Genomic DNA, 25,890 nt, shown 5'->3' on the forward strand with positions numbered 1-25,890 from the left:
GGCATGACGAACGCACCGACCGCCGCGATCGGGTTGACGCGCTCCGGTCACGAGAGGGAGGCGCCCGGAATGGGCCCGGTCGACATCCGTATAGAAAGGGGCAAGCCGCCGCTGGACGCACCGCCGGCGCCGCCGCGGCGTCCCCGCGCTTCGTGGCACCTGCGGGCGAACGCGATCGTCGTCGGCTGGCTCGCCCTGACCGTCGTGGTGGCTCTCGCGGGGGACGTGCTGCCGGCGCCGCGCTGGCTGCTGATCCACGTGTTCCTGCTGGGCGCGGTCAGCACAGCCATCCTGATCTGGAGTGAGCACTTCACGGTGGCCCTCCTGCGCGTCCGCACCCCGCCGCAGCGCGGCAGCCTGGCCAGGCTCGGCGTGCTCAACGCGGCGACGGTGGCGGTGCTGGCCGGGGTCTCCGCGGGACCGTGGCAGGTGGCCGCCGCCGGGGCGGCGCTGGTGGCAGGGGTGGTGCTGTGGCACGCCGCCGTCCTGGTCCGGCTGGTGCGGCAGGCGCTACCCGGCCGGTTCGGGCACGTCATCGGCTGGTACGTGTCCGCCGCCGGCGCACTCGCCGCCGGTGGCGTCCTGGGCGGGCTGCTGGCCGCGCACGTCTGGCACGGGGCGGTGCACGAGCGGTTGCACGCCGCGCACGCCGAGGTGAACGTGTTCGGCTGGGTCGGCCTGACGGTGCTCGGCACCCTGTTCACGCTCTGGCCGACGGTCCTGCGCACCCGCATGTCGGACGCGACCCGGCGGGCGTCCCGGGTGGGGCTCCGGCTGGCCGCGCCCGGGCTGGCGGTGGCCGTCGCAGGGCTGCTGGCGGACTGGCGGTGGGTGGCCCTGGCCGGGCTGGCGGCGTACGCGGCGGGAGGGCTGGCGGTGCTCGCGCCGCTGGCCGACGCGCTGCGGCGCAAACGCCCGCACACCGGGGCCTCGTGGATGCTGGGGGCGGCGATCGTCTGGTTCGAGGTAGCGCTGATCGCCGACCTGGTGGTCGTCGCCACCCGCCCGGCTGCCGAGGTCGCCGCGGCGCTGGAGCCGCTGCTGCCGTTGGTGCTCGTCGGGTTCGTCGCCCAGGTGCTGCTGGGCTCGCTGCTGCATCTGCTGCCCGCGGTGCTGGGCGGTGGCCCGGCCCGGTTCAAACGGAACGCGGCGCTGCTGGAGCGCAGGTGGCCGGTGCGGCTGGCGGCGCTCAACCTCGGGGTGCCACTCCTGGCCCTGCCGGTGCCGCGGCCGATGACGTTGCTCGGCTGGGCGCTGGTCCTGGGCTCAGGCCTCGCCTTCGTCGCCCTGGCCGTCACCGCCCTGACGCGCGCTCGCCCGGCCGGCGCCGTGCCGACGGCTGCTACGACGATGAAGGGTGACGCGGACGGCTCAGCGAATGGCTCAGCGGACGGCTCGGCGGACGGCTCGGCTGATGGCCGCACGTCGTGGCGACGATCGCTGCCGGCCGTCGCCGGGGTGGCCGTCGGCTGCCTGCTCACCGCCGCCGCCGTCGTCGTCGCCACGACCGGCGACCCGGGCCCGTCCGCGGTGACCGCGACCGGTTCCCGGACGATCGAGGTGACGCTGTCCGGGATGAGCATCCGCCCCTCGGTGATCGAGGCGCCCGTGGGCACCGTGCTGACGTTGCGCGTCACCAACACCGACGCCCAGCGCCACGACCTGCGCCTGGCGACCGGCGAGCGCACCCCGATGCTGGCCTCCGGCCAGAGCGCCACGCTGAACCTGCGGCCGCTCGGTGAGCCGGTGGACGGCTGGTGCACCGTGGCCGGGCACCGCGCGGCGGGCATGACCATGCGCATCGTCCCGACCGGCATCGCGGCGGCGTCCCAGCCCCGGCCGAGCAGCGGCCACAACGGCCACGGCACGAACGCCGCCGAATCCACCCGGCTTGATCTGGCCGCCCCCATGTCACCGGGGTGGAAGCCGTACGAGGCGACCCTGAAACCCGCGCCCGGCGGCACGGAACACCACATCGAGATCCGCGCGGACGACACCGTCGTCCAGGAGGTCGCTCCGGGGACGCGGCAGCGCGTGTGGACGTTCAACGGGACCCTGCCCGGGCCGGTGCTGCGCGGCAAGGTCGGCGACGTGTTCGTCGTCACGTTCGTCAACGCCGGCACCATGGGCCACGGCATCGACTTCCACGCCGGGGCGACCGCGCCCGACGGGCCGATGCGCACGATCCAGCCGGGCGAGCGGCTGACCTACCGCTTCCGCGCGGAGTCCGCCGGAGCCTGGCTGTATCACTGCTCGACCATGCCGATGACCCAGCACATCGCCAACGGCATGTACGGCGCGGTCATCATCGACCCGCCGAAGCTGCCGAAGGCGGATCGCGAATACCTCTTGGTGCAGGGTGAGCTGTACCTCGGCGAGCCCGGCGGCGACGCCCAGGTCGCCAAGATCCGGGAGGGCGAGCCGGACGGCTGGATGTTCAACGGCACCGCCGCCGGCTACGACCACGCCCCGCTGCGGGCCGAACCGGGGGAGCGGGTCCGCATCTGGGCGGTGGCCGCCGGCCCGAGTTCGGGTACGGCGCTGCACGTGGTCGGGGCGCCGTTCGACACGGTCTACAAGGAAGGCGCATACCTGCTGCGGGCCGACGACCCGGGCGGGGCGCAGGTGCTCGACCTGGCTCCGGCGCAGGGCGGGTTCGCCGAGCTCGTCTTCCCGGAGGCGGGCACGTATCCGGTCGTGGACCATACGATGCGCCGGGCCGAGGCGGGCGCGCACGGTCAGTTCCAGGTGAGCGCGCCATGACGTGGTGGTCGGTGGTGCGGTTTCTGCACGTCATCGGGGCGGCGTTGTGGGTCGGCGGACAGCTCACGGTGTCGCTGGTGGTGCTGCCGCCGGCCCGGCGCCTGCTGGACGACCAGCGGCGCGGCCAGGTGCTGACCGCCGTGGGCCGCCGCTTCGGCACCCTCACCGTCGCGGTGTTCCTCCCGGTGCAGCTGGTCACCGGGGTGGCCATCGCCTGGCACAAGGGAGTCACGTGGGCCTCGCTCGCCGAGCCCGGCTACGGCCGGATCCTGGCCGCCAAGCTGCTGCTGTTCTGCGCGGTCATGGCCGCGGCAGGGGCGCACGGCTGGGCCACGGGATCGGGCCGTTCCCGGCTGGCGCGGGCCATGGCGGTGACCTCACTGGTGGGCTCGCTCGGCGTCGTCCTGCTGGCCACCGCTCTCCCAGCAACCTGAACCCCACAACGGTGACGCCGACCGGTCGGGCGTGATGCCGTCGGCGCGGAGCTCGGCGAAGAGCCCGCTCTCCTCGATCGCGGTGTGCGGGATCAACCGGGCGAGCAGTTCGTCGAGAAGGACCATGGCGCGGTCGTGCCGCTCCTCGCCGATGGCCCGGCGCAGCGCTCCCGAACGCTCGGCGATGTCCCAGTGCTCGTGGGACAGTCGGCCGATCAGCGGGAACTCCCGGCAGCCGCAGTAGTTGCACATGGTGCGGTCCTTCGCGAAGGCGATCACCGTTCGAAGACGAGGCAGGCGGGCACACCCCTTTGTCCTGTCCTCACCTTCGCCGAGCCGGCGGCGGGGGATCAGGGCCGAAGGTTCCCCATGGCATGGCCGTCCGTCCCCTGCGCCGGACCCTGCCTCATGCCTCGCCGTTCAGCGGAGCGGCCATGCCGCGCCGATAGGGGACACGTCCGATAAGGGACTTTCGGCCCTGCAGTTACTGACGTTCGGCCTGCTGAACGGACGCGCTCGGGCTCCTAGCCTGATTCACGGCCCGCCTAATCCGTGGGCTTCATGTCCATCGCCTGTCCAGGGGGTCCTCCATGTTGTCCGCGGATTCAGCCGCGATCGTCCGTGCCACGCTGCCGGTCGTCGGCGCCTCGCTCGACGCCATCACCGCGCGTTTCTACGAGACGATGTTCGCCGAGCGGCCCGAGTTGCTCGACGGTCTGTTCAACCGCGGCAACCAGGCCAACGGTGAGCAGCGCCGGGCACTGGCCGGCTCCATCGCCGCGTTCGCCACGAGGCTCCTCGACCATCCGGACGAGCGCCCCGACGAGCTGCTCGCCCGCATCGTCCACAAGCACACCGCCGTCGGCGTCACCGACGACCAGTACGTGATCGTGCACAAGTACCTGTTCGGGGCGATCGCCCACGTGCTGGGCGACGCCGTCACCCCGGAGGTCGCCGCGGCCTGGGACGAGGTGTACTGGCTGATGGCCGGGGCGTTGATCGCCCAGGAAGCGCGCATCTACGCCGAGGCCGGCGCGCGCAACGGCGCCACATGGCGGCAGTGGCGGGTGGCCGACCGGAAAGAGGAGACGCCGGACGCGGTGTCCTTCCTGCTTCACCCGGCGGACGACGGCCCGGCGCCACCGGCCCGTCCCGGCCAGTACGTCAGCGTCCGGGTGCGCATGCCGGACGGGGTCCATCAGCTGCGCCAGTACACGCTGTCCAGCGCAGGGGACAGGTCGCGCCGGATCACGGTCAAGCGCGTCGACGGTGATCCCGCCGGGGAGGTGTCCACGCTGCTGCACGCCACCGTACGGGCTGGCGATGAGCTGACCCTGTCGGCGCCGTTCGGCGACGTGACGCTGGAGGACGGGGACGCGCCGCTGGTGCTCGTGTCGGCGGGCATCGGCTGCACGCCGATCGTGGCGATGCTCGATCACCTGGCCGCCACCGGCGCACGCCGCCGCGTCCTGCTGCTGCACGCCGACCGCTCGCCGGCCGAGCACGCGTTGCGGGAGGACATGCTCGGGCTCGCCGCCGAGCGGGTCTTCTGGTACGAGAGCGGCGCAGCCACTCCGGACCGCGACGGCCTGATGGACCTGGAAGGCGTCGAGATCCCCGTGGATGCGATCGCCTACCTGTGCGGCCCGGTGCCGTTCATGCGCCGCGTCCGCGGTCAGCTGCTGAAGGCCGGTGTGGCGGCCCGCGACATCCACTACGAGGTCTTCGGCCCTGACCTCTGGCTGGCCACCGGCTGATAGCGGGCCTATGCGGCAGACCGCCTTCACCGGCCAGATGCTGCGCGCCTCCCGACGCGCCGCGGTGCCATGGCCCCACCAGGCCCGGTCACCGCGAGCCGCGCAGTGACCGCAGCAGGAGCACAGGCTTGAGCTGCTGCGCGAACTGCGCCGCGTCGGCCGCGGAGTCTCTTGCCGGATCGCCGTCCGCCAGGTACACGGTGAGGAGCCGGTCGCCGTTCGGCGTCCACGTCCAGGCGCTCGCGCTGAGAAATCCGTCGTCCTCGCTGAAGCCCGGCAGCGCGTCCTCGGGCAGGGGGTCGTACCCGGCCTGCATTTCCCGCAAGGCACGCAGGGAGAGCCCGGGCGGGTCCTGAACCTCGATCCGCAGAACGACTGGGCTGTCCGGCCGGGAGCGAACGGCGCAGGCGAACGTCACGTCGTCGTCGTAGATGCTCCGGGCTGCCCGGCGGACGACGAAGAACCGCAGGCCCAGGACCCGCTCGACGGCCCGGCGCGAGATCACGTCGCACACCTTCGGCCCGTCGCCGAGGACGTTCAGCGGCTCGACGGGGCGCTGAGGAGGACGCGGAGGGGACGAACCTGGCAGAACGGCCAGGCACGCCGTCAGCAGCAGGGCGAACGTCACGCGGGCGGGCCCGGTCATCTGGGCTTCTCCTGGTTCAGCATGATCGGTTTGAGGTAGCGGAACAGCTCGATGGCGTCGGCCTCGGAGTCGCGTGGCGCGCCCAGGAGGATCCGGATCGACAGGAGCCGTTCGTGGCCGGGTGTCCAGCCGTACACGTAGGCGAAGGCCGGCTTCTTCCCCTCGGGCACGGTGGCGCTGTATCCGGGGCCGAGCCCTTCCGGCAGGGGACGGCCCCTGTCGAAGGCCATGGTGTCGGCCAGTTCCTCAGGGGTGCCCCGGAACGGATCGCTCAGGCCGACGTCCAGAGCCCATTCGCGGGCATCGTCCACCTTGACGTTGCACGAGGAGTAGTAGCGGCCTCTGGGCAGGCGCTTGTCGGGCCGCCCGGTGGTGGTCGTCAGGATGGGGAGTGTCCCGACGATGATGCGCAGGACGCGGGCGGAGATCAGGCCGTCGCAGGCCAGCGGCTTCGCGGTCATGTCCCCCAGCGGTCGCGTGTCCCGCGGCGGCGGTGGCGCGGAGGCGCAGGCGGCGCTCAGTACGAGCAGCAGAACGGCGGTGAGGGCGGATCTTCTGCGGTGCACGGCGATCACCTCAGCCTGGCTGGTCGGTCGCGTTCGGCTGGGGCGGGCGCGGCCCGGGGGAGGGCGCAGCGGCAGGGGCGGTCACCGTGGCGAGCATCAACTGCCAGTCGCCCTCATGGAGGTCACCCTTGCCGTCTCCCCAGGCGATCACCGGTCGTCCCCGCGAGTCGAGCGTGATCGCCAGCCGGGTCCACGTGTCCTCCCGCGTCCTGCTCACCGGCGCGCTCACGCACCGGACGCCCTCGCACGTCGCGAGCATGATCCGGTCGTGGACCCGGTCGTGGAAGGCCACCAGTGCCCGGCCCGACCGGTCCAGCACCAGCGCCGGCGTGGCCAGCTGCTCGACCGCCCCGCTCAGAGCGGTCTCTTCGGTCCGCGTGCAGTCCCAGGTGAGGCAGTCGAGCAGCCTGACGGTGCCGTCCCCGTCCTGGTAGGCGATCAACGGCCGGCCGTCCGGGCGTACCACCATGGTCAGACCCGGCCGCCGGTCGAACTGGCCCATGTTCCGTTCTGGGCCCGGGGCCACGGGCTGGGCCGAACGCAGCCGGTCGCAGGAGGGATCCTCACACGACAGCAGGTCGAGGGCGCCGGTCGCGCCGTCGAGCAGCGCGACGATCGGCCGGCCGTCCGGTCGTACGTCGACGGTGAAGTCGTTCAGCCGGCCGCGGCCGCCATGCGTGCCGATGCGCGCGATCTCCTTCGCGGAGGGGCGCGCGCACGTCAGGTCCGGGCAGAAGACGAGGCGGATCAGGTGCCGGTCCGAGTCCTCGTCCTCGGGCTCCTCTTCCGCCGTGGCCAGGACCAGGCCGCCGCCGGGGCGCGGGGCCAGCGCCATGAGCGCGCCGTCGAGGAAAGGGCCGGTCGGCCGCGCCAGGGCAGTGCCGTCTGAAGCGGGCGCGCATCCCCGAGCGTCGCAGATCAGCAGTTCGAGCTGTAGCGACGGCGGCTCCTGCGCGCCGATCCGCCGCCACAGCGTCATGGCCAAGCGCCCGTCGCTCAGCCAGGCGCCCGCCGTGGCGGGGGCCAGGAAGGTGTGGGCTTTCGGCTCGGCGTACTCGTACGTGGGACTCTCACATGCGGGATCGGCGCACGTGAGCAGTGCCGGCGCGTCCAGGTCGTGGATCAGCACCGTCACGTGCGATCCGGGCCAGGCGTGCAGGCCCCAGAGGATCTCGGAGCGCAGGGCACCCATGTGCGGACGGACACGGCCGTCGTCCACGAGACCGGGTCTCCACGACCACGTCACGACCGTCTTGCGGACCTCCGGCCAGCCGAGCGGGTTGACCAGCACGGTGGCGCCGTACAGGAGGGCAGGAACGAGGGACGCGACCAGCATCGGCACCAGCCGACGCGGGCGTTCGGGGGCGGCGGGCAGGCTCCGCAGCACACGCGTGATCTCCGGGCCGGTCTCTTCGTTGCAGCGTAACGCCGTGAGATGCAGGAACACGCCAGTGATCACCGTCGCCTGCAAAGGCGTGACGACCAGAGCGAGCACGGAGCCGGCCAGCCCCAGCAGGATCGGCATGGCGGGGCCGGGAATCGAGGTGATCGCCGCGTCCGCGACCCACGAGGCCAGCCCGGGAATGGCCCATGCGCCGAGCACCGCCGTCAGCACGCTCTTCGAGAAGCGCCGCGCTGCCAACCGGTAGGCTCGGCCGACTCCCCGTACGGCGGACCGGCCCTCCAGTACGACGACCGGCACGGCCAGCACGGCGGGCACCGCGAGCAGCGCCAGGGCGGCCATCACGACGATCGACGGGAACGCCTCCGCCTTCACCGTGAGTATGCCGAAGCCCGCGGCCAGGATCGCCGCCAGCATGACCACGGCCACTCCGACGAGGACGAGCGTGGCGGGCAGCCGCCGTGCCGCGGCCCGCATCGCGGCGGCGACGGACACCGGCCGGCCGGTGAGGGCGCCCGCGGCGAGGAGCACCGTGGCGGGGAACACCACGACCTGCCCGGCTGTCCAGGCCACCAGCACCGCGGCGCCCCAGACCAGCAGCGGCGCGGACGCGGGGCCGACCAGCTCCGGCCGCCCGTCGACCACCACCAGAGAGTCACCGGCCGGCGGGATCACGCACAGCAGCGCGACCACGCCGATCGGCAGGAGCACCAGCGCCGAGGGCGTCGCCAACTGCGGGACGTGGCGCAGCGCGGCCGCGTAGCTCCACCGCAACACCTCGTCGCGCCGTAGCCGCATCAGGGTGCCGGCGTCCATCTCCTCGGCGGTCTCCACGCCGCGACTGTCGCAGAGCCGCCGCGTCCCGTCCCGCCTTATGCGAGAACGGCTATTTCTCCACGGCATGGCAGGAGAGCGTCCCGGCTCTCGCGCGGAGCCGCGTGCCCGTGGCTTGACGGCGGCCCTTTTCGGAGGCAGGGCTCTGGGCCGCCACGCTGTCCTCGGCTCCAGCGGGTGTCATAGTGTCGTGATCGCCCACCCCTCGATCGAAGGCCACGAGGATGAAGGTGAAAGACGATGCTGGGTGAGCACTCTCAGGACCAGGTCCCGAAACAGGTCGGTGCCTACACTCATCTGCCTGGAGGACCCCCGCGTCGGCGGCATGCGTACTGTGCTGATCACCCGGAATGCCGACAATCCGAAATGAAGCCGTCGTGCTTATCGAATGCGCGAATGCGGCGGAAGTAGCCAAGCACTACACGTCGGATGCTCTCGAAGACGCGCACGAACGGGGCGGAGTCATCGAGGGATCCTCGCAGATCACCGTCCTGCTGCCTGCTCAGTGAGAGGATGAAGGCCGGGCTCCTTGCCGAAGGCGAGGTGGACGGCGCGGTCATCGGCACGTTGCGGGGGGAGCCTTGAAGTGGTCTGGCTCTGGAAGCCAGACCACTCTGGGTTCCCGGCCCGGACTGGCGGCATACGATCGAGTAGCGGCCGTCGCCGGCCACGGTGAGGTCGGCTCTGATCTCTTGCGCGACGCCGTCCTGCTCGCGCGTACGCACGCCGACGACCTGCCCGCTCTCCTTGATCAGACCGGTGACCTCGGTGCTCATGCGGATCGTGAAGGTCGGCTCGTGTCTGGAAGTGTTGGCGAGGAAGTCCAGGAACTCTCGCTGCGGGATCATCGCCACGTGGTTGTAGGGGCGGGCAGGCTTTCGAAGTCGCTCAGCTCGACTCGGCCCCCGTCGGGGGGCGGGCATGCCGAGGGTGCCGAGCTTGCTCTGGGGGATGGCGCAGAAGGCGTCCCCGAGCACCAGTTCGTCCATCAGCCGGACGGTCGAGGCGTGCACGGTGTCGCCGCGGAAGTCACGCAGGTCGTCCGTTCCCATCGTCGTTTCGATCACGCGACGCGCTCGTCAGGCGTCTCTCCCCGACGGTGCGGATGAACAAGGTGATCGCGTCGGTCGCGGGCAGGACGTCCAGCGACAGCGTCTGGGTGGTGTCCAAGCCTGTCAGGCGGCGCCGGCTGGTGATCAGCACGTGGCATCTTGCGCCTCCGGGAAGCAGAGGCCGTATCTGGGCCTCGCTCGCCGCGTCGTCCAGGACGATCAGCACGCGCTGGCCGGCCAGCAGGCTGCGGTACAGGCCGGCGCGGTCGTCGAGGTGCGCGGGGATCCGTTCGCCGGTCGGGCCCAAGGCTGGCAGCAGGCGATCGAGGGCATCGGCGGGGTCGAGCGGGGCGGTGTCCTGGCTGTGCCCGTGGAGGTCCACGAACACCTGCCCGTCGCGGAAGCGCGGGGCCAGCACGTGGACGGCGTGCACGGCCAGGGCGGTCTTGCCGACGCCCGCCATGCCGTCGATCGTGGCGATCACCAGCGCCCGCTCCGCCGTCTGATACGGCCGGTTTGCGTTCCCCGCAGTCCGGCACAGCCGGCTCATGCGCCTGGCCGCGCTCGTCCCGCATCATCCAGGAGACGGTCCGGTAGGTCTCGAGGTCCTCGGCCTGCCGACCGACGCGGAAGAGGGCGGTCATGAGCTGGGCCCAGAGCCGCTCCCTGAAGGGATGTTCGGCGGTCAGCGCCCGCAGCTCCGCGATCAGCGTGGCATCCTCGCCGAGGTCTGCGTCGATGGCGATGCGGAGTTCGAGGGCGTTCAGGCGCAGCTCGGCGAGGGGCGGGACATCGAGCTGCTGGAGCGTCTCGGACGCGATGCCGACGCACACGGGGCCGCGCCACAGGCCGAGCGCCTCGCGCAGGAGACGCCGTTCGGTCTCGGGGTCCCTCGCCAGTCTGCCGGCACCTCTTCGACAGCGATTCGGATGCTGACCTCGTTGACGATGGTCTTGTTGTCGGCGTAGGCGGCCAGCAGGGGCTTGGACGGCGAGGTTGTCGACCGGGCGGAGATAGCCGCGGGACTGCCCAGCGGACGGTTTCGTTCCGCCCTGCCTAATGAGGACGACGCCGCAGGCCGAGGCGGGACCAAGCGCATGATCAGGAGGGTTCCGATCGCCGAACAGGCAGGATCGACGGCCATGAGCCGGCCGGCGGACGCAGCGCCTTGCCCGATCTGAGCGGTCTACGGAACTGCGAGCGCGGGCGTAAATGTACGGACGACCGGATCACGAAGCTGGCCGCGTTCAGCACCAGAGATGTTCGGCCCGAGAGCGGCCACGATGAGACCGCCTCCGCCAAACCCCAGCAGTTGCACGGCCTGCTGCGTCGTATTGGTGATGCCCAGCCCGAGCGGACAACGGGCCTCGGGGAGGACATCCACCAGGGTCGCCGACAGTGCGGCGTGAAAGGGGCGTTAAGCGTCACCACGGCCGGCGATTCCCGGCAGCGACATGCCGGGGAGCGCCATGACGAGGACGAGCGCCGCCCGTGCGAGGTCCGCCGCGACCATCACCCGGCGCTGCGGATACCGGTCGGCCAGTCCTCCACGAGCGAGTACGAGCGGACCTCCGTGACGAGTTCGGCCTACGTAGCCACTGGGCAGTGCGATCCTTACTGGTCCTTCGCCGCCCTGAACAGCTCCCGGAACGCGGCCAGCGCTGTCAGCGCGAGCACGAAGGTGCCGGCGAAGAAGGGGGCGCGCAACCCGTACCGGTCGGCGATGACGCCGGCAAGCAGCGCGCCTATCGGCGCCGTGCCGCTGATGAAGAGCGCGAACGCGCCAGTGACCTTGCCGAACATGTGCTGGGGCACCATGATCTGCCGCATCGTCGTCGTCACCACCCTGCCGGCGGAGATGCCGGCTCCGACCAGCGCGAACGCCAGCGCGGCGACGATGGGTTCCGACGTCAGGCTGCCCGCGAGGAAGGCGAGGGGAAGCACGGCGAGTGCCGCCCCGAGCGTGCGCTCGTTGCCCAGCAGAGCCGCGATCTTCCGGACGGCGATCAGGCCCAGCAGACCGCCGACTGCGATGATCAGCATGAGCAGGCCGTAGCCGGTGCGGCTGATGTGGAGGATCTCCAGGGCGTAAAGCACGGAGATCGAGATGGCGCCGACCGTCGTCAGGTTCGCTATGCCCACGAGCAGGCAGACGGTGCGCAGCAGGCGGTGGCGGAACAGCCAGGCGCATCCGTCGGCCGTCTCCCGGAACAGGCTGCGGAAGTCGACGCGGGGTGTGGGCGGACCTTTCCCTTTGAGCCCGAGCAGCAAGATCGCGGCCACGCCGAAGGTCATGGCGTCGATCAGGAAAGGCAGTTGCCAGCCCACGACGAAGAGCGCGGCCCCGAGCGGGGCGCCGAGGAACTCTGTGGCGATGAACTGCCCGCCCTGGAGCCAGCTGTTGGCCGCGTTGAGGTCCGCGGACCCGCTCAGCTCTGGAGTGGCGGCCTGGATGAGGTTGTACGCCATCGTCTCGACGGAGGTCATGACGAACGCGACCACGATGAGCACCGGGATCGAGGCCCGATGGGTCAGGATGAGGGCCACGAACGCCGTCATCACGACGGCTTGGACGAGGTAACAGGCTCTCAGGGCCCTCGTGTGGTCGAGATGGTCGACCAGGGCGCCGATGAAGGGGCCGACCAGCACCCAGGGCAGGTGCGCGGCGACCGCGACCAACGTCACCTGGAACGGGTCCCGGGTGAGGGTCGCGGCGAAGACCGCGAACGCGGTGATCCGCAGCCCGTCGCCCAGCCCTGAGGTGGTCGCGGCGGTGAACAGGCGCCGGAACCGCCGCTCGCCGAGCAGATTCGCCACGCGGCCTCCCCGAGCCCGTCCTTTTCCGCGCCTCCTGACAGTGCAGGTTGCTCGCCGCCGGACGTGACCACCAGTCGGGTGAGCGACGGACAGGTTGTGCGAGCGCGGCAGGTCCGGCGCGGCTGTCGGGCATCTCCCCGACTTCTCGCCCGATCGGCGGGATGTGAGGGTGAATGGAGGTCGTGTCGCCCGGCAGCGGCGGTGGTCCGCCTCCGAGCCGGAGTTCGTCCGGATGGGAGGTCCACGATGCCGGAGCCCGGGAGCGGTGGTGACGAGGACGTTTATGTGCTGCCGGCCTCGTTCGGGCAGGAACGCCTCTGGTGGGCCGACCAGGCGGGCGCGGGGTCGGCCTACAACATGTGCGGCGCCCTGCGGCTGCGCGGCACGCTGGACCCGACGCTGCTCGAAGCCGCGCTGCGGATGGTGGTGGCCAGGCACGAGGTCCTGCGTACCACCTTCGAGTTCGACCCGAACGGCAGCCTGCTCCAGGCGATCCATCCTGGGACGGGCATGCCCGTGTCCGTGTCCGTGCACGACGCGCGGGACCGGCCCGAGTGCGGTGATCGGGATGCGGCGGCCCGGTCGATCGTCCAGGAGACGCTCGACGCTCCCTTCGACCTGATGAAGGGAGCGCTGCTACGGGCGGTGGCCGTACGGCTCGCGGACGACGAGTGGGTGCTCGGGGTCGGCGTGCATCACATCGTGTGCGACGGGTGGTCGCTGGGGATTCTCATCCCCGAGCTGGCCGCCTGCTACGTCGCCGTGCGGGACGGCACGCCGCCGGACCTTCCCGGGCTTCCCGTGCAGTACGGCGACTGGGCCGCCTGGCAGCGGCAGCAGACCGGCTCGGAGACCGCCGGGCACCTCGCCCACTGGCGCGAACAGTTGCGCGGGGCGTCCCCGCTGCAGACGCCCTCGCGTCCAGCGCGGGACGGCGTCCAGAGCTGGCGCTGCGCGGAACTGCCGCTCGCCGTGCCGGACGCGTTGCTGCGGGATGTGCGCGCGCTCGCCAAGGAGGAGCGGGCCACGCCGTTCATGGTCCTGCTGGCCGCGTTCGCGGGCGTGCTGTCCCGGTGGTATGCCCAGGACGACCTCTTGGTCGGTACGGTGACCGCGGGTCGCAGCCAGGTCGAACTGGACGGCCTGATCGGGTTCTTCGTCAACACGCTGCCGATCCGGGTCCGGCTCGACCCCCGGATGTCCTTCCGTACGCTGCTACGGCAGCTCCGGCGCACGTGCCTGGACGCCTACGCCCATCAGGACCTGCCGTACGAGAAGATCCTGGAGCAGGCCGGGGCGGGGCGTTCGGATCCCGGCCGGGTGATGTTCGCGCTGCAGAACCTGCCCGAGGTCGGCTGGCAGGTGCCGGGCCTGACCGCGGAGCCGTTCGAGCTGCCGCCCGGTCACACCTGGCTGGAGCTGGGGATCAACCTGACCGAGTCCGGCGACGGCACGCTGCGGGGGCAGGCGACCTACGCGGCGGACCTCTGGGACGAGGCGGAGGTCGCGGCGCTGCTCGACGCCTGGACGCTGATGCTGGCCGGGGGCACGGCCGATCCCGACGCCGTCGTGGCCCGCGTCCCGCTCGCCGGGGCGGCCTCGCGTGCCCGGCTGGTGAACGAGGTCAGCGGCGCGGCTGTGAGCCCGTACAGCCCGCGGTGCCTGCACCAGCTCATCGAGGCGGCCGCGGACGCGTGGCCGGACGAGGTGGCCGTGGTCGGGGGGGAGGGCCAGATCACCTTCCGGGAGCTGGAGGAGAGGGCGAACCGGATGGCGTGGTGGCTGCGTGAGCAGGGCGTCGGACCGGAGTCTCTCGTCGGGGTCTGCCTGCCCCGGTCGGTCCCGCTGATCGTCGCACTGGTCGCCGTGCTGAAGGCTGGGGCCGCCTACGTGCCGTTGGACCCTGAGCAGCCGCCGGCCAGACTGGCACTCTTCCTGGAGGACGCGCGGCCCGGCATCGTCCTCGTCGCGGGCCCGGGACCGGCCTCCGTGGCCAGCGCCGGACGGGTCGTCTCCCTGGAGGCGCTGAAGGGGCCGTCGACCAGGCCGCCTAACCTGGCCCGGCCGGAGAACCTGGCGTACGTCATCTACACCTCCGGCTCGACCGGCAGGCCGAAGGGGGTCATGGTGCCGCATGCGGCCATCGTGAACCGCGTGCTGCGTGGGCAGGAGACCTGCCCGCTGGGACCCGGCGACGGGCTGCTGAGCACGCTGAGCATCGGGGCCGACGCCTTCGGAGCGGAGTGGATCGCGCCGCTGATCAGCGGCGCGAAGGTCGTCGTCGTAGGCGAGGAGGAGCGGCACGACCCGGCGCGGCTGGCCGGCTTCGTCACGCGCCACCGCGTGACGGCCGCCCACTTCACGCCCTCGATGCTGCACGCGCTGCTGGCCGAGCCCCGCGTCGCCGGCTGCGCGGGGGTGCTGCGGCATCTCAAGTGCGGCGGGGAGGACCTCACGCGGGAGGTCACCGAACGCCACTTCCGCACGTTGCCCGGCACCACCCTGTCCAACGAGTACGGGCCCACCGAGGCGGCGATCGACGTCACCTCCCATCGCGCCGATCCGTCGGACTCGCGGTGGCACACGCCGATCGGTGGCCCCCGCCCCGGCGTGCGGCTTTACGTCCTGGACGAGCACGCTGAGCTGCTCCCGTACGGCCTGCCGGGCGAGCTGTACATAGGCGGGATCCAGCTCGCCCGCGGCTACGCCGGGTCGCCCGGGCTGACCGCCGAGCGGTTCGTCCCCGACCCGTTCGGCCGGAACGGCAGGCTCTACCGAACCGGTGACCGGGTGCGCTGGCTGGCCGGCGGGGTGCTGGAGTTCCTCGGCCGGATGGACGAGCAGGTCAAGGTGCGCGGGCACCGGATCGAGCCGGGCGAGGTCGAGGCGGTTCTCGGCGCGTACGAGGGCGTCGCCAGGGCCGCCGTGGTCGTGGACTCGACGGCCCGGCTGGTCGCCTACCTCGCCTGCGAAGCTGCGCCGCCGGCGCTCGGCGAGCTGCGCGCGTTCCTGCGGGCGCGCCTGCCCGCCGCGGCGATACCGGAGGCGTTCCTCGTGCTTCCCGCGCTTCCCCTGTCGCAGAACGGGAAGGTGGACCGCGCCGCCCTGCTGACGGCGCAGGGAGTGGAGCTGCGGCCCTCCCGCACGCCGCTCGCCCCCCGCACGCCGGTCGAACGGGCTCTGACGGAGATCTGGCGCGACGTCCTGGGCAGGAGCGACGTCGGCGTGCGCGACGACTTCTACGAAATCGGCGGGAACTCGATCCGCGCGGTCACCGTGTTCCAGCGGGCGGCGGAGCTGGGCCTACCGCTGCCGTTGAAGGCCATGCTGGGGGAGCACACGATCGAGCACCTCGCCACCCAGCTCGGCGACGCCGATCACGCCTCACTTGGATCGCCTGGAGCGGTGGAGCCGTCCTGATCGGCTTGAGCGTTCGATTCACCCTGATCGGCCGGAGGACGATCGACTCCCAGTGCCCAGCCGAGCCAGGCGCCGGCGAGGCTCTGGCACACGGCCGTCAGCATGGTGGCGGACACGACGAGGACGGGAGCCGGCGGCAGCCCGGCGAGAGCCGCCGCCGTACGCGCGGCGGCACCGACCGGCTCCCCGTCCAGCACCCGCCACAGCAGCGGCAGCCCCCAGCCGGCGAGCGCGATCAGCGCGGCGGCGGCGATCGCCGAGCGGCGGCGGCACCGCAGCGGCCGTGCCGCGAACCCCACGACGAGCCCGCAGGCGAACGGCGACCACCACCACCCGAGCAGCGATCCCGCCCACACGGCGGCCACACCCGCCACCACCGTGCAGGCCCACGCGACCGCCCGCTGCCCGGTCACGGCGAAGGCGCGGGGCGCCTGCGCGCCGGCGCCCACCGGGGTCGCGAGCTCCGTCATCCGTCCTCCCGTCCCGCGCTCAGGGTCCAGGTGACGGGCGACGAACCGGCACCGGGGACCGGCAGCGGCCGGTAACGCCCTGACAACCATTCGGCCAGCAGGTTCCGGTACCAGGGGGACCCCGGGTTCTCGCTCTGCCCGCCCGGATACGCCGTCGCGTCGTCGCTGCGCGACTCGCCGACCCAGTTGACCACCATGCGCATGCTGGGCCCGAAGACGGAGCTCATGTCGCCGCCGGCCGCGTTCACGGTCTGCGGGTCGCCGCCGGCCGGCAGCGGGCCGTACCCGAGCCCGGGCGCCCCCGTCAGCGAGGGGAACGACACGCTGTGCACCCGCCCCCAGGCCCATGACTGCGGCGAGGGGCCCAACCGGGCGCTGAGATCGGCGATCGCGCGGTGGAACGCGGCACGCATGACCTCGCGGGCGGTACGCGCACGCCCTCGGGGAGGAGTGAAGGCAGCGTTGTCCTGGTCGCGCAGGGTCCATGATTCGAGGCTGCCCGACAGGGTGGTCTGTGAGGCGGAGATCGCGAGTCGGCCCGGATCAAGGTGCACCGGCACCTTGCCCGCCGTCCACCACGGCTGGAACACGGCCGTGAGGTAGGCGTTCCAGAACGTCCACCACACGGCCGCGGCGCCGGAGTCGGGGTCCATGGCGCCCTGCCAGGCCGCGAGCTGGGCGCGCGCCTCCCGCTCCGCGGGGGTGAGGCGGTCATCGCGCAGGGCGTCCAGGAGCCGGGGCACGATGCGGATGGCCAGGCCGTCCGTCACGTCGTGCTGCAGGGCCGTGAAGTCGTCCTTGGTCATCGCGCGGCGCGAGCCCAGATAGTCGCGGATCCTGCGCGTGCGGTAGCCGGGGTCGAAGCCGGTGCTCGGGCCGAGGTAGTACGGGTAGCCGGCCCCCACAGGGCGGTCGTTCGCCGAGACCACCATGTGGTCGGGCGGGTTGTACACCCTGGGCGCCGCCTCGTACGGCACCATGCCCGTCACGTCGGCCGCGCCGGTGCCCGGCAGGGGCAGCCACGGTTCGCCCGATGCCACGATGGGGAAGTGGCCGGCGGCGACAGCGCCGATGTTGCCCGCGTCGTCGGCGTAGACGAAGTTCTGCGCGGGCGAGTGCCAGTCGCGCAGCGCCGCGGTGAAGCCATCGAAGTCGCGGGCCCTGGCCACGGACAGTATCGCCGTCAGGCTGGGTGAGCCGGTAGCGCCGGTCCAGTAGACGGACATGGTCTGGCCGAGCTGTGTCATGACCGGGCCGTGCACGGTGAGGTCGACCGTCAGGCGGACCGGGGCCCCGCCGCGTACCGGTATCGCGTACGTCAGCCGCTCCATCCGCCGCCACGCGCCGCGCCAGTAGTACTCGCCGGGCCTGTGCGGATCGGTCACCTCCCGGTAGTAGAAGGTGGACTGCGTCTGCGCGTTGGTCACCGTCCACGAGATGTGCTCGTTGCGGCCGATGAGGACGGCGGGCATGCCCGGCAGTGTGAAGCCGGTGACGGAGTAGCCGGGCGAACGCAGCGCCGCCTGGAACCAGTACGACGGCAGCGTGTGCGGCAGGTGCGGATCCCCCGCGAGCATGGCCCGGCCGCCGGCCGCCAGGGGGCCGTTCACCGCCCAGGCGTTGCTGTTTCGCTGGGAGCCGGCCGATCCCCCCGCCTGGGCGGCGATCCAGGCCAGCGCCGTACGGTCGGCGGTCGCGGCGGTCGCGCCGTCGTCGCGTACCGCGGGCGCCCGTCCTGCCGCGGCGGGCTTGGAGACGGCCTTCTCGTACGGTCCCGGGTCGTAAGGGCGCTGTGCGTTCGGCGGCAGGACCGGGAACCATTCGCGGGTATGCCGCTCGCCCAGTGACCGCTGAAGGATCGAAAGGGCGAGCGGCCCGGTCGTGAAGCTCGTGTTCTCGGTGAGCACCCCTTGGACGACGAGGCTGTCGACCGGCGTCCAGTCCGCGGGGTGCACGCCGGTCAAGGAGAACAGCGCCGGCCGGCGGTGGGCGGCCCGCGCCTGGCCGATCCACGCATTCACGCCCCGGGCATACGCCAGGAGCGCCACCGCGGATTCGGAGTCGTGCGGCGTGGCCGCCCACTGGGCCTCGGCGGTCCGCAGCAGCCCGAGCTGGAGCTGGAACTTGTCCGATTCCACCCCGGCGGGCCCGACGAGTTCTGCCATCCGGCCCGACCCGAGCCTGCGCTGGAGGTCCATCTGCGTCAGCCGGAAGCGCGCGTGCGTGTATCCGAGTGCCTCGAACAGGTCGCCGTCGGAGCCCGCCGCCACCGTGGGGACACCCGCGGGGGAGAACGACACGGTGACCGGGCCGCGCAGCCCGGGCAGGCGCAACGTCTCCGAACGTACGCCGGCCGCGTCCTCCGCGGACGCCCAGACGCCCGTACCCGGGTCGAGCGCCTGGCCGAGCGGGGGGACCGGCCCCAGCCCCGAGGCCAGGAACGCGAGCAGGGCGCCGGACACACACAGCGCGGCGACCGCCTCGATCACGCGGCGCCTTGCCGTACCCCCGGTCCGCCTCATCTGAGAAGCTCTCCCTCGACCTCGTCGTCGGACATCGCCTCGACCTGCGCGATCAGCTCGGCGACCCGGTCGGCGTCGATCCCGTGCTGTTCGCCCTGCTCGCGCATCAGGGCCGCCAGGCCCGCGACGGTGGGCGTCTCGACGAAGAACCGCAGCGGCGGCTCGAACCTGAACAGGTCCCCGAGTTGCGCCGCGATCGTCGTGGCGAGCAGCGAATGGCCGCCCAGCGAGAAGAAGTCGTCGTCCCTGCCGACGCCGTCCACGGCCAGCGCCTCGGCCCAGACCGCCGCGAGGACCTCTTCGAGCGCGTCCACGGGCGGAACGGACGGACCGAGCCCGGCCGGTACCGGTTCCGGCAGCCGGGCGTGATCGACCTTCCCCGAGGCGTTGTGCGGGAGCGCGTCCAACCCGGTGAAGAAGGACGGGATCCACGCGGCGGGCAACCGCTCGGCGAGATGGGCGCGCAGCGAGCCGGGATCGACCGGCGGCGTGACGTACGCGGCCAGCCGCGGCTCGCCGCGAGCCCCGGCACGCGGGATGGCGGCGGCCTCGACGACCTCCGGATGGGCGCGGAGCGCGGCCTCGACCTCGGCCGGTTCGACGCGATGGCCGTTGATCTTGACTTGCCGGTCGAGCCGGCCCAGGTACGCGAGGACGCCCTCGGGCCGCCACCACACCCGGTCGCCCGTGCGGTACAGCCGCTGCCCGGGACGGAACGGGTGCGGAACGAACCGGTCCGCCGTCAGCCCTGGCCGCCCGAGGTAGCCGCGCGCCAGTTGCATCCCTCCGATGTGCAGCTCGCCCGGCACCCCGATCGGTGCGAGCGCGCCCGTGGCATCCAGGACGTAGAGCTCGTTGCCGCCGATGGGAGCGCCGATGGGCGGCGGCGCCTGCACCGGTGCCGTGACACGGTGGAAGGAGACGTCGATGGTCGCCTCGGTGGGGCCGTACAGGTTGTACAGCTGGGCTCGCGGGAGCAGCCGGAGCGCCTGTTCGGCCAGGTCGGGAGCCAGCTCCTCGCCCCCGCACGGGATCACCCGCAGGCTGCGCAGCGCGCTTGCCGCGTCCTGGTCGGCGAGGACGGCCCGCAGCATCGACGGGACGAAGTCGCACGCGGTGACCCCGTGCCGCTCGATGATCGCGCGGAGATAGGCGGGGTCACCGTGTCGGCCGGGCGCGGCGATCACGATCGTGCCGCCCGTCGTCAGCGGGGTGAGGACCGCCGCGATCGACGGGTCGAAGCAGATGGGCGTCTTGAAGAGCACGACGTCGCCGGCGGAGTAGCCGAGGTCCGCGCCCATCCGCCGGATCCGGTTGGCCAGGGCCTGATGCGGGACCACGACGCCCTTGGGCGTGCCCGTCGAGCCGGAGGTGTGAACGACGTACGCGGCGCCGCGCGGGTCGGGTGTCGCGGACCGGGCGCCGGAACCGCCGCGCGCGACGGCGTCCGGAATCCGTGCCGTCTCGCCCGGGATCCGGTCCGCGTACGCGTCCGAGCACAGGGTCAGCACGGGCCGGGTGTCGAGCGCGAGCCAGTGCAGGCGCGAGCCGGGCAGCCCGGGATCCAGCGGGAGGTACGTCCCCCCCGACTTGAGCACGCCGAGGAGCGCGACGACGAGGTCGAGGCCGCGGTCCAGGCAGACGCCCACCCGGTCCTCGTTCCCCACGCCCCGGTCGCGAAGCCACTGCGCGAGCCGCTCGGCGCGCTCGTCGAGCTGCCGGTACGACACCGCTTCGCCCGACACGTCGCACACCGCGGCGACGGCGTCGGGCGAGGTGAGGACCTGGGCGTCGAACAGGTCGAGTACCGAGTCCGGCGTCGGGTCCCCGGATGCGCGACCCCTTTCGGAAAGCCAGCGGCGCTCCGCATCCGGCATCGACGGCAGCGCCGGGACCGCGGCGGCGACGTCCCGGGCGACCGACTCGAAGAGCGTGCGCAGATGCCGGGAGAACCGCTCCGCCGCTTGACGGTCGAACAGGTCCGTGGCGTAGATGACCCACCCCGACAGGCCGCCGTCCGCCGTGGGCGCGAGGGACACGCTGAGGTCGAGCGGAGCCCCCGCCGGAGCGAGGTCCACGAGTTCCGCCTCGATGCCCGGCAGGTCCAGGCCCGCCGGTCTGGCGGTGTCCAGCGCCAGCAGCACCTGGATGAGTGGCGAGCGCTCGCCCCGCCGGTCGGCGCCGCTCTCGCGGACGATCAGCTCGAACGGCACTTCCTGGTGCGCGGTTGCCTCCAGGTAACCCGCCCGCACCTTCCGGAGCAGGCCCGAGAACGTCTCCTCCGGCACCAGCCGGACGCGGAGCGGGAGGGTGTTGACGAAGAACCCGACCAAGCGCTCCACCTCCGGGCGCGACCGGCCCGCGACCGGGGTCCCCACCAGCAGATCGGACTGTCCGGTCCAGCGGTGCAGCACGACGGCGAGCCCGGTCAGCAGGACCAGGAACAGGGTCGCGTCCTCGGCGCGGCCGACGTCGCGCAGGCGCACCGTCAGGTCCGGAGGCAGGTGGAAGGCCACCCCGTCGCCGGCGAACGACCAGGTCTTCGGCCTCGGCCGGGTCGCGGGCAGCTCGACCGGAGGCGCGGCGAGCAGCTCCCGCCGCCAGTACTCCAGGTGCCCCGCGAGCGAGGCGCCGTCCAGCTGCTCTCGCTGCCAGGCCGCGTGGTCGGCGTACTGGATGGTGAGTTCCGGCAGGTTCGGCGATCGGCCGGCGACGCCCGCCCGGTAGAGCTCGGCGAGCTCCTCGACCAGGATGCGCAGGGACCATCCGTCCACGACGATGTGGTGGGCGCACACCGCCAGCACGTACGACTCGCCCGGTTCCCGTACCCGCCAGAGGGCGGCGCGGAGCAGCGGTGGCTCGGCCAGGTCGAACGGCCTCCGGGCGAACTCGGTGACAAGGTGGTCGATCCGGTCCGGCGGTGCCTCGCCGCAGATCAGGACGGTCTCGATGTCCTGTGCGGCGCGTACGACCTGTACCACTCCTTCTACGGCGTCGTACCTGAAGCCCGTGCGCAGCACCTCGTGCCGCGCCACGAGAGCGTCGAGCGAGGCGCGCAGTACGTCGGGTACGACCGTTCCGCGCAGCCGCAGCGCGGCCGGCACCAGGTACGCGGCCGAGTCCGGGTCCAGCCTGTGCAGGAAGTGGAGCCGCTGCTGGCCGTGCGCGGCGGGCAGGGCGTTCTCCCCGGGGCGGCGTGGCAGACGGGGAATCGGCCGGTCGTCGCGGCTCGCCTGGGTTAGCTTCATGCTGAGTAGCTGGCGGCGCTCCGGCGACAGGGCCGCCAGCATGCTCAGCAGCTCCTCGCCGAGCGGAGCGGTCTCGCCGCTCATGACGCGCCGCCGCCTGGGCCGCCGCGGGGGCCATCGCCGGGGCCGAGGGCGGCCACCACAGCGAGCAGCCGCTCCACCTCCGCGCGGACGTTGTAGTGCACCAGGCCCGCGCGTACGGCGCCACCCGCGTCGCGGAGGCCGAGCGCGCCCGTCGGCTCCCAGGCGTAGCTGTGGCCGCTCCACACGTTGAGGCCGTGCCTGGCCAGCTCCCTGGCCACGTCCCGCGGCGCGCGGCCCGCCACCGTGAAGTACGCCGTCGCGGTGCGCCGTCGCGGCGACCCGACGAGCCGCACGTGCGGGATGGCGGCCAGCCCGTCGAGGAGGTGGGTGAGCTCGGCCTGCTCGTAGGCCTCGACGGCGGCCATCGAGGTGAGGATCCGCTCGCGGCGGGTGCCCGTCGCCATCGGGTCGAGCCGGGACAGGTGATCCACCGCGGCGGTCACCCCGGCCAGGTCGGCGAAGGGCGGGGTGCCGGTCTCGAAGCGGTCGGGCACCCGGTCGGGCGCGGGCGCGAGTTTGTCGGGAGCCAGCGTGGCCAGCAGGTCGGGCGCCGCGACGACCGCGCCGACGTGCGGCCCCGACCATTTGTAGGCGCTGGTGGCGTAGAAGTCGGAGCCGAGTGCGCGCACGTCCACCGGCATGTGCGGAGTGGCGTGCACCCCGTCCACGTAGACCAGCGCGCCGACCTCGTGAGCGCTCTTTGCGATCGCCGCCACGTCGGGGATCGTGCCGAGCACGTTGCTCGCGGCCGTGATCGCGACCAGCCGGGTCCGTTCCCGCAGCAGGTTGTCGAAGCGTTCTACGGGCAGCTCGCCGGACGGCACGTCGATGTCCGCCCAGCGCACCGCTGCGCCCGTGCGTTCGGCCGCCTGCGCCCACGGCCGCACGTTGGCGTCGTGGTCGAGCCGGGTCAGGATGATCTCGTCGCCGGGCCGCCAGGTTCGGGCTAGTGTCGCGGCGAAGCGGTAGGTCAGCGTGGTCATGTTCGCGCCGAGCACCACGCCGTCCGGCTCGCCCCCGGTGAGGTCGGCGATCGCGTCCCGGCATTCGTCCACGATCCGCTCGCATCGGTGGCTGGCGGGGAAGACCCCGTTGACGTTGCCCAGCCCGTCGCGGTAGACGTCGGCTATCGCCTCCATCACCGACCGCGGCACCTGGGTGCCCGCGGCGCCGTCCAGCCAGGCCGTCTCGCCCGACAACGCGGGATAATCCGCGCGTATCCGCTCGGCCGTGAAGGTCATCGGATATCGCCTCCTCGCTGTTCGTCCGGGCTGGAGGGCTCGGCCATCGCCACCGCGATGCGACGCGGCCCCGTGAAAGGCTCGCGACCGTGCGCGACCAGCATGTTCTCGACCACGAGCAGGTCGTCCTCGTGCCAGTCGAAGCGGGTCGTCGCCTTCCGGTAGCAGCCGCGGATGTGGTCCATCACCTCGTCGGGGATCCGGCCCCCGTCGCCGTAGCAGGCGGTGCTCGGCAGGTCCTCCTCGGCGAACAGGGCCAGCAGCCCTTCCTGGACCTCGGGCGGGAGAGTGGTGTGGTGGAACATGGCGACGTGGTTGAACCACACCGGCTCGCCGGTCACCGGGTGCGTGTGGATCGCCCGCCTGACAGCCTTCGTACGCAGCCCCCCGGCATCCGACCAGGAGAACTCCACGTCGTGCGCGCGGCAGTAGTCCGCCACGGCCAGCCGGTCGTCAGTCGAGAAGACGTACTGCCAGGCCGTGCCGAAGCCCTCGTGGAAGTTGCGTATGTACATCCAGTGGCGGCGGGCGAACTCCTCGCGCACCGCCGGGTCGAGCTCGGCGTGTACCCGTCGCACGTCCGCGAGCGGCGTTGCGCCCAGGGTGGCGGGCGGGCGCACGCAGTGGAAGTACAGCACCGTCGGCCAGGACGTCTGGTAGGAGTTCTCGTTGTGCAGGAAGATCTCCTGGTCCGGCGGGTAGTCCGTGGACGTGTAGATCTGGCCCTTGATCGTGCTGCGTGGCGAGGAGCGTTCGGTGTAGGGCAGCGGCTCGCCGGACAGCTCGCGCACCGCGCGTTCCAGGCCGTCGGACCCGCCGACGGAGAAGCCGCGCAGCAGCAGCGCGCCGTGGCGGGTGAGCAGCGCGCGCAGCCGTGCCCTGTCGGCCGCCACCAGGCCGGCGACGGGGTCGCCCTCGTCCGCCGCCTGCACCACGTACGGGAGCGTGTGCTCGCTCTCAGGGAAACCGTTCATGAGCGGCACCACCTCAGTAGCGCCATCGCGCTGTGCAGCTTGTTCTCAGCCTGGTCGAAGGCGATGCTGTGCGGGCCGTCGAGCACGTCCGCCGTGACCTCCTCGCCCCGGTGGGCGGGCAGGTCGTGCATGAAGAGCGCGCCGGGGCTGTCCTTCCAGAGCGCCTCAGTGACCTGGAAGGGCGCGAAGTCCCGCCGCCAGTCCGGGTCGGGCTTGGACGTGCCGGTCGTCTGCCAGCGGGTGGTGTAGACCACGTCGCAGCCGATGGGCAGGTCTGCCATATCGTGCCGTTCCACCACGGTCGCCCCGCTCCGCTCGCAGTGGGCGGCGACTCGCCCGCGTACGTCGTCCGTCAGCCCGTAGCCGGGCGGGGTGCGCAGTTCCAGCGTGACCAGCGGGTAACGGGACAGCGCGAGGGCGAGCGCGGCGGCTGTGTTGTTCCCCTCGCCGATGTACAGCAGCCGCAGGCCCTGCACGCGGCCGAACACCCGTGACAGCGTGGTCAGATCCGCCAGCGCCTGGGTCGGGTGCTCGTCGGCGCTCATCGCGTTCACCACGGACATCCCGCCTTCCATGGCCCAGCCGCGCAGCTCGGCCGGATCGCCGGCCGTCCTGCAGACGATCGCGTCGAGCATCCGTGACAGCACCCGTCCGGTGTCCCCGACACTCTCGCCGGTGTTCGTCTGGAGGTCGTCGGCGCCGAAGGAGACGATCCGCGCGCCCAGGCGTAGCGCCCCGGAGGAGAAGGCGGTCCTGGTCCGTGTGGACGTCCTGCGGAAGTAGATGCCGACGACCTGGCCCTCCAACGGGTCGCCCGGACGGTCGAGCCCGGCGGACAGGCGGGTGCCCGCCTCGACGATCGCGTGCAGGTCCGCGTCGGTCAGGTCGTCGAGCGAGATCAGGCATCTCGCTGGGTGCTTCATGGCTTCTCCTCACACACGCGCAGGCGGTGGCGATGCAGTTCCTCGTAGAAGGGCAGGTGATGCCGCAGGTGGCCGCTCAGTACCGGGTCGCGGTCGACGTCGAGGTCGTAGACAGTCGAAGCCTGGCGGAAGCCGGTGCTGCGGGCGACGTCCGCGTGCCAGCGCCGGGTCGGCCGCCATTCAGGCCGGTCGCCGGCCTCCCAGGTGAGCGCTCGCGGGTCGAAGGGGATCGACACCCGTGCGCAGTACGCGCGGACCAGCGCCTCGGGCGCAGCCACGAGGTCGGCCGAGTCGATCACGACGGGGACCTTGCCGGTCAGCCGCCCGACCGCGGTGAAGATCTCGTGCAGGGCCTCGACGCCGATCTGGTGGCGCCGTACCTCCGGGTTGAGCGCGTGATAGGAGCGGATGGTCTCGCGCGGGTGCCGGATCAGGAACGTGTGCCGCGCACCCGTACACAGGAAGTCACGGTCGTCGAGCACCGCGGGGTAGCGCTCGTCCGTCGTGTCCTTGAAGAACACCGGGCGCTCCTCGGCCGCGGACCTGAGCGTGCTCAGCAGGGCGCGCGGCGTGCGCACCCGCCGGCCCGCCACCTCGGCGGAGCCGAACTCGGCGAGGTTGGAGAACGGTTCGTGAACGGCGAGGAAGTCGCCGCGTTGGGCCATCATCCGGAAGAAGGCGGTGGACCTGCTCCGCGGCAGGCTCCACAGGGCGAGGATCACCGGCTTCGTGTCCAC

18 protein-coding genes and 1 pseudogene are annotated in these 25,890 nt (G+C 72.4%); 4 read left to right on the forward strand and 15 right to left on the reverse strand.

Annotation, left to right across the window (positions count from 1 at the left end):
• Window positions 1–3: 3 nt before the first annotated feature.
• Together B0I32_RS34820 and B0I32_RS34825 are read left to right on the forward strand one after the other, a co-directional pair.
• Entirely contained in the window at window positions 4–2,763 is a 2,760-nt protein-coding gene (locus B0I32_RS34820; RefSeq protein ID WP_245956206.1) for a multicopper oxidase domain-containing protein, read from the forward strand.
• The gene (locus B0I32_RS34825; RefSeq protein WP_106247057.1) at window positions 2,760–3,197 is read left to right on the forward strand and encodes a hypothetical protein; all 438 of its coding nucleotides are present in this window, start codon (window positions 2,760–2,762) and stop codon (window positions 3,195–3,197) included. The genes B0I32_RS34820 and B0I32_RS34825 overlap by 4 nt, the downstream gene beginning before the upstream one ends.
• Here B0I32_RS34825 and B0I32_RS60245 read toward each other — a convergent pair.
• Window positions 3,141–3,476 (reverse strand): hypothetical protein, encoded by a 336-nt coding sequence (locus B0I32_RS60245; RefSeq protein WP_245956207.1) that lies wholly within the window; start codon window positions 3,474–3,476, stop codon window positions 3,141–3,143. The genes B0I32_RS34825 and B0I32_RS60245 overlap by 57 nt on opposite strands.
• A gap of 311 nt (window positions 3,477–3,787) precedes the next feature.
• Between B0I32_RS60245 and B0I32_RS34835 the strand changes: the two genes are divergently transcribed.
• Window positions 3,788–4,954 (forward strand): globin domain-containing protein, encoded by a 1,167-nt coding sequence (locus tag B0I32_RS34835; RefSeq protein WP_106247059.1) that lies wholly within the window; start codon window positions 3,788–3,790, stop codon window positions 4,952–4,954.
• A gap of 88 nt (window positions 4,955–5,042) precedes the next feature.
• Here the strand turns inward: B0I32_RS34835 and B0I32_RS34840 are convergent, their stop codons facing one another.
• The 7 genes and pseudogenes from B0I32_RS34840 to B0I32_RS34870 form a co-directional block, all read right to left on the reverse strand.
• Entirely contained in the window at window positions 5,043–5,600 is a 558-nt protein-coding gene (locus B0I32_RS34840; RefSeq protein ID WP_106247061.1) for a hypothetical protein, read from the reverse strand.
• Window positions 5,597–6,166: a hypothetical protein gene (locus B0I32_RS34845; RefSeq protein WP_146178417.1), complete on the reverse strand. Its 570-nt coding sequence runs from the start codon at window positions 6,164–6,166 to the stop codon at window positions 5,597–5,599. Before B0I32_RS34845 ends, B0I32_RS34840 begins: the two co-directional genes overlap by 4 nt.
• Before the next feature lie 10 nt (window positions 6,167–6,176).
• On the reverse strand, window positions 6,177–8,402 hold the full coding sequence (locus B0I32_RS34850) for a hypothetical protein (RefSeq protein ID WP_106247064.1): 2,226 nt from the start codon (window positions 8,400–8,402) through the stop codon (window positions 6,177–6,179).
• A 341-nt stretch (window positions 8,403–8,743) separates the two neighbouring features.
• Window positions 8,744–9,469, reverse strand: a complete 726-nt coding sequence (locus B0I32_RS34855) for an FAD-dependent monooxygenase (protein ID WP_146178418.1) — start codon at window positions 9,467–9,469, stop codon at window positions 8,744–8,746.
• Complete coding sequence (locus tag B0I32_RS34860) at window positions 9,432–9,938, reverse strand: NB-ARC domain-containing protein (RefSeq protein WP_181308100.1); 507 nt, start codon at window positions 9,936–9,938, stop codon at window positions 9,432–9,434. The genes B0I32_RS34855 and B0I32_RS34860 overlap by 38 nt, the downstream gene beginning before the upstream one ends.
• A 118-nt stretch (window positions 9,939–10,056) precedes the next feature.
• Window positions 10,057–10,668: pseudogene (locus B0I32_RS61765) on the reverse strand (AfsR/SARP family transcriptional regulator); the annotation flags it as partial.
• 400 nt (window positions 10,669–11,068) lie between these two features.
• On the reverse strand, window positions 11,069–12,271 hold the full coding sequence (locus B0I32_RS34870) for an MFS transporter (RefSeq protein WP_181308103.1): 1,203 nt from the start codon (window positions 12,269–12,271) through the stop codon (window positions 11,069–11,071).
• 246 nt (window positions 12,272–12,517) lie between these two features.
• Between B0I32_RS34870 and B0I32_RS34875 the strand changes: the two genes are divergently transcribed.
• Entirely contained in the window at window positions 12,518–15,691 is a 3,174-nt protein-coding gene (locus B0I32_RS34875; protein ID WP_106247069.1) for a non-ribosomal peptide synthetase, read from the forward strand.
• Here B0I32_RS34875 and B0I32_RS34880 read toward each other — a convergent pair.
• From B0I32_RS34880 to B0I32_RS34910, 7 genes are read right to left on the reverse strand one after another with little or no spacing between them, the layout of a single operon-like run.
• Window positions 15,649–16,161 carry a hypothetical protein gene (locus tag B0I32_RS34880; protein ID WP_106247070.1) on the reverse strand — a complete coding sequence of 171 codons (513 nt, stop codon included), beginning with the start codon at window positions 16,159–16,161 and terminating at the stop codon, window positions 15,649–15,651. The two genes, B0I32_RS34875 and B0I32_RS34880, sit on opposite strands and share 43 nt — an antisense overlap.
• Window positions 16,158–18,650: a penicillin acylase family protein gene (locus B0I32_RS34885; RefSeq protein WP_106247072.1), complete on the reverse strand. Its 2,493-nt coding sequence runs from the start codon at window positions 18,648–18,650 to the stop codon at window positions 16,158–16,160. The genes B0I32_RS34880 and B0I32_RS34885 overlap by 4 nt, the downstream gene beginning before the upstream one ends.
• Window positions 18,651–18,679: 29 nt before the next feature.
• Window positions 18,680–22,015: a non-ribosomal peptide synthetase gene (locus tag B0I32_RS34890; protein ID WP_219912153.1), complete on the reverse strand. Its 3,336-nt coding sequence runs from the start codon at window positions 22,013–22,015 to the stop codon at window positions 18,680–18,682.
• Complete coding sequence (locus tag B0I32_RS34895) at window positions 22,012–23,256, reverse strand: cysteine desulfurase-like protein (RefSeq protein ID WP_106247074.1); 1,245 nt, start codon at window positions 23,254–23,256, stop codon at window positions 22,012–22,014. The genes B0I32_RS34890 and B0I32_RS34895 overlap by 4 nt, the downstream gene beginning before the upstream one ends.
• A complete protein-coding gene (locus B0I32_RS34900; protein ID WP_106247271.1) occupies window positions 23,253–24,230 on the reverse strand; it encodes a TauD/TfdA family dioxygenase in 978 nt (325 codons plus the stop codon). The genes B0I32_RS34895 and B0I32_RS34900 overlap by 4 nt, the downstream gene beginning before the upstream one ends.
• Window positions 24,227–25,153: an ornithine carbamoyltransferase gene (locus tag B0I32_RS34905; RefSeq protein WP_106247075.1), complete on the reverse strand. Its 927-nt coding sequence runs from the start codon at window positions 25,151–25,153 to the stop codon at window positions 24,227–24,229. Before B0I32_RS34905 ends, B0I32_RS34900 begins: the two co-directional genes overlap by 4 nt.
• Window positions 25,150–25,890, reverse strand: a complete 741-nt coding sequence (locus tag B0I32_RS34910) for a sulfotransferase-like domain-containing protein (RefSeq protein ID WP_219912154.1) — start codon at window positions 25,888–25,890, stop codon at window positions 25,150–25,152. Before B0I32_RS34910 ends, B0I32_RS34905 begins: the two co-directional genes overlap by 4 nt.

The sequence above is a fragment of the Nonomuraea fuscirosea genome, assembly GCF_003001935.1.
GTDB lineage: Bacteria > Actinomycetota > Actinomycetes > Streptosporangiales > Streptosporangiaceae > Nonomuraea > Nonomuraea fuscirosea.

Bases quoted from the DNA above. Each gene is read 5' to 3' on its own strand.
- B0I32_RS34820 (WP_245956206.1), top strand. From the start codon at position 4: ATGACGAACGCACCGACCGCCGCGATCGGGTTGACGCGCTCCGGTCAC.
- B0I32_RS34890 (WP_219912153.1), bottom strand. From the start codon at position 22,015: ATGAGCGGCGAGACCGCTCCGCTCGGCGAGGAGCTGCTGAGCATGCTG.
- B0I32_RS34825 (WP_106247057.1), top strand. From the start codon at position 2,760: ATGACGTGGTGGTCGGTGGTGCGGTTTCTGCACGTCATCGGGGCGGCG.
- B0I32_RS34840 (WP_106247061.1), bottom strand. From the start codon at position 5,600: ATGACCGGGCCCGCCCGCGTGACGTTCGCCCTGCTGCTGACGGCGTGC.
- B0I32_RS34875 (WP_106247069.1), top strand. From the start codon at position 12,518: ATGCCGGAGCCCGGGAGCGGTGGTGACGAGGACGTTTATGTGCTGCCG.
- B0I32_RS34895 (WP_106247074.1), bottom strand. From the start codon at position 23,256: ATGACCTTCACGGCCGAGCGGATACGCGCGGATTATCCCGCGTTGTCG.
- B0I32_RS34880 (WP_106247070.1), bottom strand. From the start codon at position 16,161: ATGACGGAGCTCGCGACCCCGGTGGGCGCCGGCGCGCAGGCGCCCCGC.
- B0I32_RS34835 (WP_106247059.1), top strand. From the start codon at position 3,788: ATGTTGTCCGCGGATTCAGCCGCGATCGTCCGTGCCACGCTGCCGGTC.
- B0I32_RS34905 (WP_106247075.1), bottom strand. From the start codon at position 25,153: ATGAAGCACCCAGCGAGATGCCTGATCTCGCTCGACGACCTGACCGAC.
- B0I32_RS34900 (WP_106247271.1), bottom strand. From the start codon at position 24,230: ATGAACGGTTTCCCTGAGAGCGAGCACACGCTCCCGTACGTGGTGCAG.